Annotated in this window: 16 protein-coding genes and 1 riboswitch; of the genes, 9 read left to right on the top strand and 7 right to left on the bottom strand. The window is 35.8% G+C overall.

The genetic code is table 11. From position 1 onward, the window contains the following. The first annotated feature begins 111 nt into the window (after nucleotides 1-111). The 5 genes from SJY24_RS23815 to SJY24_RS23795 all read left to right on the top strand — a co-directional run bounded on the left by SJY24_RS23815 (nucleotide 112) and on the right by SJY24_RS23795 (nucleotide 4,139). The gene (locus SJY24_RS23815) at nucleotides 112-831 is read left to right on the top strand and encodes a (Fe-S)-binding protein (RefSeq protein WP_000869146.1); all 720 of its coding nucleotides are present in this window, start codon (nucleotides 112-114) and stop codon (nucleotides 829-831) included. Between the two features lie 16 nt (nucleotides 832-847). Beyond that, nucleotides 848-2,269 carry a LutB/LldF family L-lactate oxidation iron-sulfur protein gene (locus SJY24_RS23810; RefSeq protein WP_000061921.1) on the top strand — a complete coding sequence of 474 codons (1,422 nt, stop codon included), beginning with the start codon at nucleotides 848-850 and terminating at the stop codon, nucleotides 2,267-2,269. Then, nucleotides 2,269-2,979 carry a LutC/YkgG family protein gene (locus tag SJY24_RS23805; RefSeq protein WP_097830148.1) on the top strand — a complete coding sequence of 237 codons (711 nt, stop codon included), beginning with the start codon at nucleotides 2,269-2,271 and terminating at the stop codon, nucleotides 2,977-2,979. The genes SJY24_RS23810 and SJY24_RS23805 overlap by 1 nt, the downstream gene beginning before the upstream one ends. A gap of 111 nt (nucleotides 2,980-3,090) precedes the next feature. After that, a complete protein-coding gene (locus SJY24_RS23800; RefSeq protein ID WP_377866394.1) occupies nucleotides 3,091-3,813 on the top strand; it encodes a prepilin peptidase in 723 nt (240 codons plus the stop codon). Nucleotides 3,814-3,827: 14 nt separating this feature from the next. After that, nucleotides 3,828-4,139 carry a cyclic-phosphate processing receiver domain-containing protein gene (locus SJY24_RS23795; protein WP_377866393.1) on the top strand — a complete coding sequence of 104 codons (312 nt, stop codon included), beginning with the start codon at nucleotides 3,828-3,830 and terminating at the stop codon, nucleotides 4,137-4,139. A gap of 27 nt (nucleotides 4,140-4,166) precedes the next feature. Here SJY24_RS23795 and SJY24_RS23790 read toward each other — a convergent pair whose 3' ends face one another. The 7 genes from SJY24_RS23790 to phaQ form a co-directional block, all read right to left on the bottom strand. Beyond that, nucleotides 4,167-5,018 (bottom strand): formate/nitrite transporter family protein, encoded by an 852-nt coding sequence (locus SJY24_RS23790; RefSeq protein ID WP_000893054.1) that lies wholly within the window; start codon nucleotides 5,016-5,018, stop codon nucleotides 4,167-4,169. A gap of 205 nt (nucleotides 5,019-5,223) precedes the next feature. Further along, nucleotides 5,224-6,018, bottom strand: a complete 795-nt coding sequence (locus SJY24_RS23785; RefSeq protein ID WP_000383309.1) for a TerC family protein — start codon at nucleotides 6,016-6,018, stop codon at nucleotides 5,224-5,226. Between the two features lie 78 nt (nucleotides 6,019-6,096). After that, nucleotides 6,097-6,271: riboswitch (yybP-ykoY riboswitch) on the bottom strand. 38 nt (nucleotides 6,272-6,309) lie between these two features. After that, on the bottom strand, nucleotides 6,310-7,629 hold the full coding sequence (locus SJY24_RS23780) for a TrkH family potassium uptake protein (RefSeq protein ID WP_098499885.1): 1,320 nt from the start codon (nucleotides 7,627-7,629) through the stop codon (nucleotides 6,310-6,312). Between the two features lie 113 nt (nucleotides 7,630-7,742). After that, nucleotides 7,743-7,928, bottom strand: a complete 186-nt coding sequence (locus tag SJY24_RS23775; RefSeq protein ID WP_000241212.1) for an alpha/beta-type small acid-soluble spore protein — start codon at nucleotides 7,926-7,928, stop codon at nucleotides 7,743-7,745. Between the two features lie 147 nt (nucleotides 7,929-8,075). Next, a complete protein-coding gene (locus SJY24_RS23770) occupies nucleotides 8,076-8,519 on the bottom strand; it encodes a MaoC family dehydratase (RefSeq protein ID WP_001067911.1) in 444 nt (147 codons plus the stop codon). Between the two features lie 101 nt (nucleotides 8,520-8,620). Continuing rightward, the gene (gene phaP / locus SJY24_RS23765; protein ID WP_000448577.1) at nucleotides 8,621-9,145 is read right to left on the bottom strand and encodes a polyhydroxyalkanoic acid inclusion protein PhaP; all 525 of its coding nucleotides are present in this window, start codon (nucleotides 9,143-9,145) and stop codon (nucleotides 8,621-8,623) included. Nucleotides 9,146-9,187: 42 nt separating this feature from the next. Then, on the bottom strand, nucleotides 9,188-9,640 hold the full coding sequence (phaQ, locus tag SJY24_RS23760) for a poly-beta-hydroxybutyrate-responsive repressor (RefSeq protein ID WP_000903018.1): 453 nt from the start codon (nucleotides 9,638-9,640) through the stop codon (nucleotides 9,188-9,190). A 198-nt stretch (nucleotides 9,641-9,838) separates the two neighbouring features. On the opposite strand from phaQ, the gene phaR reads away from it, so the two are divergent. The 4 genes from phaR (at nucleotide 9,839) to SJY24_RS23740 (ending at nucleotide 13,674) form a co-directional block, all read left to right on the top strand. Further along, nucleotides 9,839-10,321, top strand: coding sequence for a polyhydroxyalkanoic acid synthase subunit PhaR (gene phaR, locus SJY24_RS23755; protein ID WP_098499884.1), 483 nt, complete (start codon nucleotides 9,839-9,841; stop codon nucleotides 10,319-10,321). Nucleotides 10,322-10,473: 152 nt separating this feature from the next. Beyond that, a complete protein-coding gene (locus SJY24_RS23750; protein ID WP_000250406.1) occupies nucleotides 10,474-11,217 on the top strand; it encodes an acetoacetyl-CoA reductase in 744 nt (247 codons plus the stop codon). Between the two features lie 83 nt (nucleotides 11,218-11,300). Then, nucleotides 11,301-12,386: a class III poly(R)-hydroxyalkanoic acid synthase subunit PhaC gene (gene phaC, locus SJY24_RS23745; RefSeq protein ID WP_071744751.1), complete on the top strand. Its 1,086-nt coding sequence runs from the start codon at nucleotides 11,301-11,303 to the stop codon at nucleotides 12,384-12,386. Between the two features lie 94 nt (nucleotides 12,387-12,480). Next, nucleotides 12,481-13,674 carry an NAD(P)/FAD-dependent oxidoreductase gene (locus SJY24_RS23740; protein WP_377866392.1) on the top strand — a complete coding sequence of 398 codons (1,194 nt, stop codon included), beginning with the start codon at nucleotides 12,481-12,483 and terminating at the stop codon, nucleotides 13,672-13,674. The last annotated feature ends 9 nt before the right edge of the window (nucleotides 13,675-13,683 follow it).

Here is a 13,683-nt window from a genome sequence, read left to right as displayed (position 1 = left end):
TTCTTTGGAAGAGGGAGAGGATAGGCCATGGTTGAGCCTACTTCTTCTAGTCTTAGTCATCTGATGACCATATGATTGTTGGCGAAGTTGTAATGAGGGGGAATTATAGTTATGAAAGTTACTTTATTTGTTACTTGTTTAGTCGATATGTTTGAAACAAACGTCGGTAAAGCAACAGTTGAAGTATTGGAGCGTTTAGGTTGTGAAATTGAATTTCCAGAAGCGCAAGTTTGTTGTGGTCAACCTGCTTATAATAGCGGCCATGTAGAAGCAGCAAAAGAAGCGATGAAACATATGATTGAAACTTTCGAAGATGCAGAATATATCGTCACGCCATCTGGCTCTTGTGCGACAATGTTTCATGAGTATCCGCATGTTTTTAAAGATGATCCCAAATGGGCTAAACGTGCACAAAAGGTTGCTGATAAAACATATGAATTTACACAATTTATTGTAGATGTTTTAAAAGTTACAGACGTTGGTGCAAGTTTACCAGGGATTGCTACTATTCATAAATCCTGTCATATGACACGCCTGCTCGGAGTAAAAGAGGCACCAGGGATTTTATTATCAAACGTAAAAGGATTAACTGTAAGAAAACTGCCAAACGAGCAAAATTGTTGTGGGTTTGGGGGAACGTTTTCAGTTAAGATGACACCTATTTCTGAGCAAATGGTGGATGAGAAAGTAGATAGTGTAATGGAAACAGGTGCTGATTATTTAATCGGTGCAGATTGTGGGTGTTTGTTAAACATTGGCGGACGTATTGAGCGTTTAGGTAAAGAAGTAAAAGTAATGCATATTGCTGAGGTACTGAATAGTCGCTCATGAAGGGGGAACATAAGCTATGTCTATGAAAATCAGTGAGAAAAAATTTAATGATCGCGTAGGCGATGGAATTCAAGATTCGTTTATGCGGGGAGCCGTATCTTCTGCACAAACGAGATTGTATACAAATCGATTAAAAGCAGCAGACGAATTAGGAAACTGGGAAGAGTGGCGTGAACTAGGTGAACAAATTCGTCAACATACGTTAGAGAATCTTGATTATTATTTAATGCAGTTAAGTGAAAATGTATCAAAAAGAGGCGGTCACGTTTACTTTGCAAAAACGAAAGAGGATGCGGCAAAGTACATTCAAGACGTTGCGAAAAAGAAACAAGCGAAAAAAGTTGTAAAATCAAAATCAATGGTAACTGAAGAAATTAGTATGAACCATGCGCTTGAAGAAATTGGTTGTGAAGTGTTAGAAAGTGACTTAGGAGAGTATATATTGCAAGTAGATAACGATCCACCTTCACATATTATTGCGCCTGCACTTCATAAAAATAGAACGCAAATTCGCGATGTGTTTAAAGAAAAACTTGGCTATGAAAATTCTGATGATCCATACGAAATGACAAAGTTTGTTCGTAAACAACTTCGTGAAAAATTTATGGATGCGGAAATTGGTGTTACAGGTTGTAACTTCGCTGTTGCAAATACTGGCTCTCTTTGTTTAGTAACGAACGAAGGTAATGCCGATCTTGTTATGTCGATTCCGAAAACTCAAATTGCAGTAATGGGTATGGAACGTATGGTTCCGACAATGGAAGAATTAGATGTTTTAGTTGGTTTACTATGTCGTAGTGCAGTAGGTCAAAAATTAACAAGTTATGTAACAGTAGCAGGACCAATTCAAGAGGAAGAGGTAGATGGACCAGAAGAGTTTCATTTAGTCGTTGTTGATAATGGCCGTTCTCAAATTCTTGGATCGGAATTCCGTTCAGTATTGCAATGTATTCGTTGTGCTGCTTGTGTTAACGTATGTCCTGTATATCGTCACGTTGGTGGACATTCATACGGTTCTATATATTCAGGGCCAATTGGTGCAGTGTTAACACCACTTCTAGGTGGATATGATGATTACAAAGAACTTCCTTATGCATCTAGTTTATGCGGAGCATGTACAGAAGCTTGTCCAGTAAAAATTCCATTGCATGATTTATTATTAAAACATCGTCAAGTTATCGTTGAGCAAGAAGGCCGCGCGCCACTTGCAGAAAAATTAGCAATGAAAATGTTTAGTATGGGTGCTTCTTCAGCAGCTTTATATAAAATGGGATCAAAAATGGCACCAGCAGCAATGAGTCCATTTACATCTGGCAACCGTGTATCAAAAGGCGTTGGACCACTTAAAAACTGGACAGATATTCGTGAATTCCCGGCTCCAAGTAAAGAAAGATTCCGTGATTGGTATAAAGATCATAAGAAAGGCGGGGACAAATAATGACAGGATTAATTCAAAACCGTGAGTCCTTTCTAGATAATATCGCAAAAGAACTTGGACGCGCACGTAAAACAGAAGGCGTAGAACGTCCAGCATGGAAAAGTAATGTGAATGTCGAAACGTTAAAAGACTATTCACAAGAAGAATTGTTAGAAGTATTTAAAAATCAATGTACAAACATTCATACGACTGTTGTGGAAACGACAAACGACCGTTTACGCGAAGATATTCAAAAGGTAATCGTTGAAAACGGCGGGGGACCTATTATGTTATCAGCAGATGAACGTTTTGATTCCTATGGATTGACTTCTTTATTTAAAGAAGAGCTTCCAAAGCAAAATGTTGAAGTAAATGTATGGGATCCTGAGAAAAAAGAAGAGAATATGCGTATAGCGGAAAAAGCGAATATTGGAATCGCATTTAGTGATTATACTTTAGCTGAATCTGGTACGATTGTTGTACAGAGTCATAAAGGTCAAGGGCGTTCTTTACACTTTTTACCGACTGTATACTTTGCTATTATTCCACGTGAAACACTTGTACCTCGTATTACGCAAGCAGTTCAGGATATGAACTCACGTGTAGAAAATGGCGAAGCAGTTGCATCTTGTATTAACTTTATAACAGGACCAAGTAACTCTGCAGATATTGAAATGAACCTTGTTGTCGGAGTTCACGGACCATTAAAAGCAGTATATTTCATCGTATAAAATAGGGGAAAGCAGGCGGAAAACGGCATGCTTTTTTAATAGAATAAAGATAATATGAAGTAGAAGTTCTCTCCTTTTTTTGCTATGTTCTTTTGGAAAGGAGAGGAAGGGATGTTCACTTATTTATATGCATGGTTAGTGGGTATGGTGTTTGGTTCTTTTTTTATGGTAATCGCAATGAGGGTTCCAGTAGGTGAATCTATTATTACACCGCGTTCGTATTGTCACTACTGCAAGTATACGTTAAAGCCGAAAGAACTTATTCCAATCATTTCATTTTGTATGCAGAAAGGGCGTTGTACGAGTTGTAAAAGAAAAATCTCAAGTTTGTACATAGTATTTGAATTCGTTACAGGGAGTTTATTTTTTCTTACTGTATATGTAATTGGAATAGAACAGGAGCTCATAATCATTTTATCGCTCATTTCTTTACTGCTTATTATTTCAGTTACAGATTTAGTATATATGTTAATACCTAATCGCATTTTAATTTGGTTTGCTTTTTTGCTTATTTTAGAATGTATTTTTGTACCGTTAGTTACTTGGATAGATAGTATAGCCGGCAGTGGAACTATATTTATTTTGTTATATTGCATGCAAAAGATTTATCCAGCGGGTCTTGGCGGAGGTGATGTAAAACTACTTTCGTTACTCGGATTTATAATAGGAGTGAAAGGTATTTTTATAACTTTATTTTTAGCATCTTGCTTTAGCCTGTGTTTTTTCGGAATAGGTATAGCATTAAAACGTATAAAGATAAGAACTCCAATTCCGTTTGGACCTTTTATTAGCCTTGGAGCAATATGTTACGTGTTGGTTACATATGCAAAATAGAGGGGAGATAGAAAATGAATGTATATATGGATGATCAAAGAAGTTGCCCGTACGGATATGTTTTGGCAACTACAGTAGAATTAGCCTTGCGTATGGTTAGGGATAATGAGATAAATATTATTTCCCTCGATTTTAATATGGGATGGCGAAAAAAAAGTGGGTTAGATTTTGTAGAAGCTTTCTGTAGGGAAGGTTTATATGTAAATGAAATTCACCTTCATACAAATGATGTCATCGGTATGCATCAGATGAAACAGAGAATAGAGAGAGGGAAGGAAGAAGGGGATATTAATCCTTGTATTGCCTTGAAATATGTAGGGAGCTAAAAACTCCAAAGTAAAACTTTGGAGTTTTTAATGTTTCATATGTGCTTGTAAAGGTATGATTTCCTCTGTTTGAGCTGCGACTAATTCAGTTTCTTCTTGTTCAACAACAGGTGCTTTCTTTGTTACGTAGTGGTATACCATACCGACAAATACGGACCCACCAATAATGTTACCGATTGTAACTGGAATTAAGTTATGAATAGCACCTGAAAAAGAAATTGTTTCAGGATGTGGTGAAACTAAAGATAAAGCAAAGAGTGATAAGTTTGCAATGCTATGCTCGTAACCAGATAAGAAGAATGTGAAAACAAGTAGCATCATAACCATTATTTTTGCTGTGTCACCTTTAACTTGAGAAGGTAAGAAGCAAGCAAGGCAGACAAGCCAGTTACATAAAATTGCTTTAAAGAATAATTGCATTGTAGGTGTATTCATTTTTCCTTCAACGACTTTATTCATTAAATGACTGTGATCAATTGCTTCGAAAATTCCAGTTGCGTAAAATAGTAAGGCAAAGAATAAAGCACCAGCTAAGTTACCTGCATAACAAGCAACCCAGTTACGAAGTGTATCAGAAATAGTTGTTTCTTTTCTTAAAGTTGCCACTGTGAAGTACATTGTATTGCCAGTAAATAATTCAGCACCGCCATATATAATAAGTACGAGAGCAATTCCGAAAAACATAGAAGCAGCTAAATAAGTTGCTGGTGAATCTGCAATGTGAAAAAAGTTACCTAATTTAAAACATAGTACAATAATAAAACCGATATAAATACCCGCAAGTGCCGCACGAATGAAATATTGCATTGGACTTGTATCTAGCATTTGCTTTTTGCTCTTAGCCAGTTTGACAACATAATCTAATCCTTGTTCTAGCATGAGTAATACGCTCCTTTAGTACATCATCTATAAATACTCCTTATATGAATAAAGTACATGGAATTGTTCATAGTTTCAATAAGTTTGTGCAATGTTTCACAAAAAGGACATACATAAATTGAGAAAACGCTTACAGAAAGTAGTATAATGGAAATTTTTCTGAAAATAGAGAGGGAATTGAAACAAAAAAGAAAAAGCGCTGTAATTACAGCGCTTTTTCGTCTAAATTCTTTTCTACTTTTACTTCTACTTCTTTCGAGAAGAACCAACCGCCAACTGCGATTCCAACTAATACAATCCAGAATGTAAGTTTCCACGGAGTAGACTCTGGGAATGAATGCGGAATTACATTTAATGCAGGGTGTGCTAATGTATAGATTGCTAACTTCACACCAACCCAACCTACAATTAAGAATGCTGCAGTTTCAAGTCCTGGTTTACGTTTTAATATTTGTACGAAAGCAGTTGCTGCAAATCGCATAATGATTAATCCGATAAGTCCACCTACAAAGATAACAACGAATTGCCCAGTATCAAGACTACCAATTGTACCTAATCCTGTTTTTGGTAAAGTCATTGCTAATGCAACAGCAGCTAAAATTGAATCAACTGCGAAGGCAATATCAGCAACCTCGACTTTAAATACAGTCCACCAAAAGTTCTCTTGTTTTTTCTTTGCTTCTTTTTCTTCTGTGTCTTCATCCGTATTCTTTTTAACATACGTTTTAAATAAGTGATTACCAGCGATAAACATAAGGTAAATGGCACCGATTGCTTGCACTTGCCATACATCGACTAAGAACGAAATCATAAATAATGATCCGAATCGGAAAACAAATGCCCCTGCTAATCCATAAAATAGTGCTTTTTTACGTTTTTCTTCTGGTAAATGTTTTACCATAATTGCGAGAACGAGAGCGTTATCAGCCGCTAAAATCCCCTCTAGTGCAATTAGGATGAGTAATACCCAACCATACTCCAATAATAATGATACATCCATGTACATTCTCCTCTCATTTCTATAAATGCTAAACAAGTGAAGAAGTCCCCACTGTTTAGCTTCCCCATACTCCTGCCCATCAACGGTGGAAGGAATTGGTAAAAACAAAAAAGACCTCTGCCGTTGATAGGCAAAGGTCTTGCTAGACATATGTAATGAAAATGCCAACAAAGCCGGAAGAACTAAGTTCTACGTAATGACGACTTTGTTTCCAAGAAATAGTTCTTGGACGCTACTCCCCTTTGGAGATATGCTATTGTACTCTCATTATATGGATAATTTATACGGTTGTCAACCTGTTAAAATATCTTCGTTTGGATATTTTATTTTTCTTTGTTTTTTACGTGCAAATGAAAAGGCTAATGTTAAAGGCCCCATCTTTCCAAAAAACATCATAAAGATAATAATTGTTTTGCCGATGATTGTTAAGTGTGGCGTCAAATTCATGCTAAGGCCGACAGTTCCAAATGCTGAAAATACTTCAAAAGCACTCATTAATAAAGGAACTCGTTCAGTGATGCTTAAAATTAAAATAGAAAGAAAAATAAACGAAATTGAAATAATGGTAATCGTTAAAGATTTGACAATGAGCGTATCTTTAATGGATTTTTTAAACACGACAATATCATCTTGTTCATGCAAAAATTTAAATACGCCTAAAAACATAATTAAAAAAGTTGTTAACTTAATCCCACCACCAGTTGAAGCACTGCCAGCACCAATAAACATAAGAAGCATCATTAATAAAAGGGAAGGTTTTGATAATGCAGAGATATCAACAGTATTAAACCCGGCAGTACGTGTTGAAACCGCTTGAAAATAAGCAGCCATACCTTCTTCAAATGGTGTAAAACCTCTCATGGAAATTGAATTATGGAACTCGAATATGAAAATAAAAGCTGTAGCAATAATATTGACGAGTAGAGTGGAAGAGAGCATAAGTTTTGAGTGCAATGTAAGGTTTTTAAAGTTTTTCTTTCTTTTTATATCTACGATCACTGTAAAACCAATCCCCCCTAAAATAATGAGAGAAGAAATAACAAGATTGACGAGAACGCTATGAGAGTGGGACATTAAATTATCGCTCCATACAGAAAAGCCTGCATTGTTAAAGGCAGAGATAGAATGAAAAAAGCTGTAATAGATTCCTTTGGCAATCCCGTATTTTGGTACCCATTCAAAAGAGAGAAGTAAAGTAGCAATACATTCTACAGCAAAAGAAAATAAAAATAATGCTTTTGCAAGACGAATGATTCCACCGACATTTGTTTGGTTTAATGCTTGTTGTAATAAAATTCTGTTTTGAAGACCAATTTTTCTGCCGAGCATAATTGCAATTAAAACAGCAAAGCTCATAATGCCAAGGCCGCCAACTTGTATAAGCGTTAAAATTACACATTGACCAAATAAGGTAAATACTTTTCCGGTGTCCACAACACCAAGCCCTGTAACCGTACAAGCAGAAACCGTTGTAAATAAGGCATCGAGCCATGAAATAGACGTTGTTGTAGCAATTGGCAATTTTAATAAGCATGTACCAATAATTGATAGCGTAATAAAAGATAAAGTAAGAACACGGGGAGGGCTCATGCTAATGTTAATCCGTTTCATGTCACATATCGTTCCTTTCAATTTACTCTTACTAGTATGTGAAGAAGAACTATTATGTATGTTAAAAAAGAAAGAGGCAGAGAATATCTGCCTCTAAGCCATATGTTATATAATTATCCGCGTAATTGTTGTTGAGCTAAAGCAACAAGACGTTTTGTTACTTCACCGCCAACTGAGCCGTTAGAACGAGATGCTGTGTTAGATCCTAAGCTTACACCAAATTCTTGCGCAATTTCATATTTAAATTGTTCAAGCGCTTGTTCTGCACCTGGAACTAGTAATTTGTTTGTTTTTACCATGTTGATACACATCCTTATGAGTAGTCCAGTTCAGCTAAGTACTATCTGAACTGGTACCGTTATTTTATGTGGAAACGGCGTGCTCATACACGGAAGTAATCGGTGTGTTTAGAAGTTCTTGGATAGAAAAAAAGAGTAGCAAATTTGCTACTCTTTTTTCAGTATTGTCGCTGTACCTTCCACGACAATATCATCGGATTGATTATATATGTTTGTTTGCAGCGTAATGATTTTTTTATCGTCACGTTTTTTTATAACTTCTGCCACAACGCGAAGTGTATCGCCAATTTTGACAGGAGCACGGAATGAAACGTTTTGAGATAAATAAATCGTATTTTTGCCCGGGAGTTTCGTTCCAAGAATGGTAGAAATAAAACTTGAAACGAGCATGCCATGAGCAATACGTTCTTTGAACATTGTCGTTTTTGCAAAAGAGTCTAGAATATGAATAGGATTTACATCTCCAGTCAATTTTGCGAAATTGATAACGTCCTCATCCGTAATTTTTTTTGTTAGTGATGCTTGATCACCGACTTGAATCTCATCGTAACGAAGCTCCGGAACAGTTTGTGCTTCTTGAAATGGATTCATTTTGTCCTCCTTCTTTTCCATATCGAAAAATGTAAGCCATCTTGATGTATTAGGAGGAAGAAAGAGTTTTGTTTGTGCTGCAGTTAGTTGCCACATTTTTCTTACTTGATGGAAGTAAATAGATTTTTTGAGTTTTCCTCGAACTGCTTTGCGAGTTCGAGTTGTTTGGACTTGAACTCTCCCAAAAAAACTTCTAACTGTTTTTGAACCTCTTCACGTTGCGATTGTTGTTGTTCGATAAAGTGTTTTGTTGTTTCTTCAAATTGACCGCTAGTTTGAGTAAGAATAGACAAAGATGTTTTCGTAGGAGAAACAGTAAGTTGGTGCATTTGAGTAGAAAGCTCATTCCATTTTTCTTGCCACTCGTTAATTTGATCATTTAAGGAGTTTCCAGTTAATTGCTTCACGTAATCCGTATATTGGTTATTGAACTGAGCAGTGAATTGATGTAGTTCTTTTTCTAGTTCATCTACTCCTGATGTTAATTTATGCAAAGCGTCTTGTTGTTGTTTTAACGTTTCTAAAGTAAGTTGCTCTAATTGTTTCCCAGCTGAAGAGAAGAGGGAAAGAGATTGAGACCAGTTTTTCCAAAATGCATCGACTAATTCGTATGGCTTAGTTTCCATTGTTTGACCTCCAAATGTTTTTTTGCATATTGTGAACGCAGATTACTCTGCTGTACCACCAGGTGAAGATGAAGAATCCTTTTCATCCTTTTCTGGAGAAGTAGAAAATGGAAAGAATGCATTGGTGTATAACGTGAAAAACGTTCGCAACATATTTTGATAATGTTCAAAAGAAGTCGCACATGTTGTTAAATATTGCTCTCCATATTCTGTTAAAGAATAAATTCGTTTCGCTGGCCCGCCTTCACTTGTATCCCAAGTGGAAGAAATGAGATTTTCTTTTTCTAACTTGCGTAATGTTCTATATACATTACCTTGGTCAACAGAAGAAAAGCCGATGTCCATTAGCATTTGAATGAGTTTGTAACCATGAAGACTCCAGTCTTTTAGACAGAGAAGTAAGAAAGGAACTAAGAAGTTTTTTGGCATGGAGTTTGGTTGTTTCGCTTGGTTTTTTTCCAAACTTTCTGGGTGTTCTGGTTCATTATGTAGCATGATTGTACATCACCTCATGAATCAGTTAGATGGAATTTTTTGCTTATAAGTGCAATTTACACCTATCTGTTTTTAATGTCAACACATTTGTTAGAAAATAAAGAAAAATAAAATATAGACTTGAAGTTTTATTCGGAATATTAGAAAATAGTGAATAGGTTGAATTGTTTCAAAAACGAAAAAGGGAGTGTAGGCGAAGTGATTGATCAAAAATTCGATCCATTGCAAGCATGGAAAAATGCTTATGAACAAACCGAAACATTTTGGGGAAAAGCGCTCAATGAAACAATTAAAACAGAAGAATATTCTGCTTGGATGGGCAGCGTTCTAGATTTGAATTTGTTTTATCAAAAAGCATTAAATGATACGACAAAAAATTATTTAGAACAAGTGAATGTGCCAACGAAAGAGGATATCGCTAGAGTAGCTACGCTTGTTATTAACTTAGAAAATAAAGTTGATAACATCGAGGAAATTCTAGAAGAGAAGGTGGATTCATTAGGACAAGCTCCTACATTAAAGCGTGATGTTACGAAAGTAAAACAAGATATGCGCACGTTAGAAACGAAAGTTGATCAAATTCTAGAATTGCTAGAAAAGCAAAATGCAGTACTAGCTAAACTACAAGTACCTGTAAAAGAAGAAGTAAAGCCTGTAAATAAGCCAGAAAATAAAAAATGATAATCGCGTTTGTTTATAACGTGTAAAAGAGAGAGGGAGAATCTCTTTTCATGTATAAACAACGAAACATAATTAATATATGGACTCAATTAGTATGAGTACCAAAATGATTCATAACAATCGTTCACAAATTCATTTAAGGGGGAAAAGAAATGGTTCAATTAAATGGCAAAGTAGCAATCGTAACAGGTGGGGCAAAAGGAATTGGAAAAGCAATTACAGTAGCATTAGCAGAAGAGGGAGCAAAAGTTGTTATTAACTATAACAGCAGTAAAGAAGCAGCTGAAAACTTAGTAAATGAATTAGGAAAAGAAGGACATGACGTTTATGCAGTTCAAGCGGATGTTTCTAAAGTAGAAGATGCAAACAGACTTGTAGAAGAAGCTGTGAATCATTTTGGTAAAGTTGATATTCTTGTTAATAATGCTGGTATTACAAGAGATCGTACATTCAAGAAGTTAAATCGTGAAGATTGGGAGCGCGTAATTGACGTGAACTTAAGCAGCGTATTCAATACGACAAGCGCAGTACTTCCATACATATCGGAAGCAGAGGAAGGAAGAATCATTAGTATTTCTTCTATTATTGGCCAAGCTGGTGGATTTGGACAAACAAATTACTCAGCAGCAAAAGCAGGTATGTTAGGATTTACAAAATCATTAGCGTTAGAACTTGCTAGAACAAATGTAACTGTAAACGCAATTTGCCCAGGATTTATTGATACTGAAATGGTAGCAGAAGTACCAGAAGAAGTTCGTCAAAAAATCGTTGCGAAAATCCCGAAAAAACGTTTTGGTCAAGCTGATGAAATTGCAAAAGGTGTAGTATACCTATGCCGTGACGGTGCGTATATCACTGGTCAGCAATTAAACATTAACGGCGGATTATACATGTAATGAAGTAAGAAAAAAGTGCATATCCATAGCAGGAATGCACTTCTTTTTTTTAGAAAGAAATCGACCGAAAAGGGGATAAAAAAATGACTACATTCGTAACAGAATGGGAAAAGCAATTAGAGTTGTACCCAGAAGAATATCGCAAAGCATATCGTCGTGTGAAAAGAGCGAGTGAAATTTTATTACGCGAACCAGAACCACAAGTTGGTTTAACACCGAAAGAGGTTATTTGGACGAAGAATAAAACGAAGCTGTATCGTTACATTCCAAAACAAGAAAAAACGCAGAGAGTTCCAATCTTATTAATATATGCTCTTATTAATAAACCATATATTATGGATTTAACTCCAGGAAATAGTTTAGTGGAATATTTAGTAGATCGTGGTTTTGATGTATATATGCTTGATTGGGGCACATTTGGTTTAGAAGATAGTCATTTGAAATTTGATGATTTCGTGTTCGATTATATTGCGAAAGCAGTGAAAAAAGTAATGAGAACTGCAAAATCGGACGAGATTTCTTTACTTGGTTATTGCATGGGTGGAACATTAACATCTATTTATGCAGCACTTCATCCGCACATGCCAATTCGTAACTTGATTTTTATGACAAGTCCTTTTGATTTCTCTGAAACAGGATTATACGGTCCTTTACTAGATGAGAAATATTTCAATTTAGATAAAGCGGTTGATACATTCGGAAATATTCCGCCAGAAATGATTGATTTCGGAAATAAGATGTTAAAACCAATTACAAACTTCGTTGGTCCATATGTTGCTTTAGTCGATCGTTCAGAAAATGAGCGCTTCGTCGAAAGCTGGAAGTTAGTTCAAAAATGGGTTGGTGACGGTATTCCATTCCCAGGTGAATCTTATAGACAATGGATTCGTGATTTTTATCAAAATAATAAATTAGTGAAGGGTGAACTCGTTATTCGCGGACAAAAGGTAGACCTTGCAAATATTAAGGCGAATGTCTTAAATATTTCCGCGAAACGTGATCATATTGCTTTGCCATGTCAAGTAGAGGCTTTACTTGATCATATTTCTAGCACAGATAAACAGTATGTATGTTTACCAACAGGACATATGTCTATTGTGTATGGTGGAACGGCTGTAAAGCAAACATATCCGACGGTTGGGAATTGGCTTGAAGAGCGTTCTAATTAAAAAGAAGAAATCCAACTAGCGTATGTTAGTTGGATTTTTTTATGGAAAATGACAAAACATAGGGAGGAGAAAAATACATTGTAGGAGTATAATTATGAAGCTTATGACTGGTAAGTTGTTTTGGAATGCTGGAGTTTCTGTACCTTGTTATCCAACGTTAGAAAATGATATGATATGTGATGTGCTAGTAATTGGAAGTGGAGAAGCGGGTGCACATATAGCATATTCGTTAGCGAAAATTGGAATGCGTGTTATGCTCATTGAAAAAAGAGCAATTGCATGTGGTAGCACAGCTGCAAATACAGGATTATTACAATTTGTTCATGATAAATCGTTGACCTCTCTTATTCATACATTTGGTGAAGAGAAAGGGGTACGAGCATATAGACTTTGTTATGAAGCGCTTAGAACAATGGAGAAAGTTGTACCAACTCTCGATATTGATCCCCATTTTATTCCACGAAATAGTTTGTATTATGCAAGTAGAGATGAGGATATTTCATTTTTACAAGAGGAATATAATACGTTACGTCATTATGGATTCCCGGTTGAATATTTTACTGATTCACATATAAAGAAGAAGTATTCATTTACAAAACAAGCAGCGTTATATACGCATGGTGATGCCGAGGTGAATCCGTATTTATTAGCGCATAGCCTTTTGCATAAAGCAAATCAAATGGGAGCTACTATATATGAGCATACAGAGGCATTACATATTAAACAAATCCAAAATGATTTAATTTGTTACACGAACACAGGAAATAAAATCGTAGCAAAGAATATTATTATGGCGACAGGTTATGAGGCACTTTTCGGAAAGAAAGAAAAAAATACAACAGTGGAAACATCTTATGCAGTTGTGACAAATAAGGTGGATTCATTTGAAGGCTGGCATGAGCAATCATTAATTTGGGAAACAGCGCGGCCTTACTTATATTTTCGAACGTATCAAAACCGCATTATTGTTGGTGGGTTAGATGAAGCGATGCAAATTCAACCAATCGGTGATACGAAATTATTGCATAAGCGTGATATCCTTATTAACATTGTAAAAGAAATGTTCCCGCAGTATAAAAATATACAGGCAGAGTACTATTGGGCAGCAGCATTTGGTGGCAGTCATGATGGTCTCCCTATTTTAAAAGAAGATAAAGAAATACATAATTTATATTACGCACTGCCGTATGGGGGAAATGGAACTGTATACGGAATGGTATTTGCGAAACTATTTCAGCAGTTATTTACAAATAAAGAAAGTGATGATTTTTCTTTATTTAATCGATAGAAAAAGGTA

It is taken from the genome of Bacillus sp. R86525 (assembly GCF_042466195.1).
Classification (GTDB): domain Bacteria; phylum Bacillota; class Bacilli; order Bacillales; family Bacillaceae_G; genus Bacillus_A; species Bacillus_A nitratireducens.
Note: the sequence above shows the minus strand (reverse complement) of the source record. Positions and strands in the feature narration are given on the sequence as shown.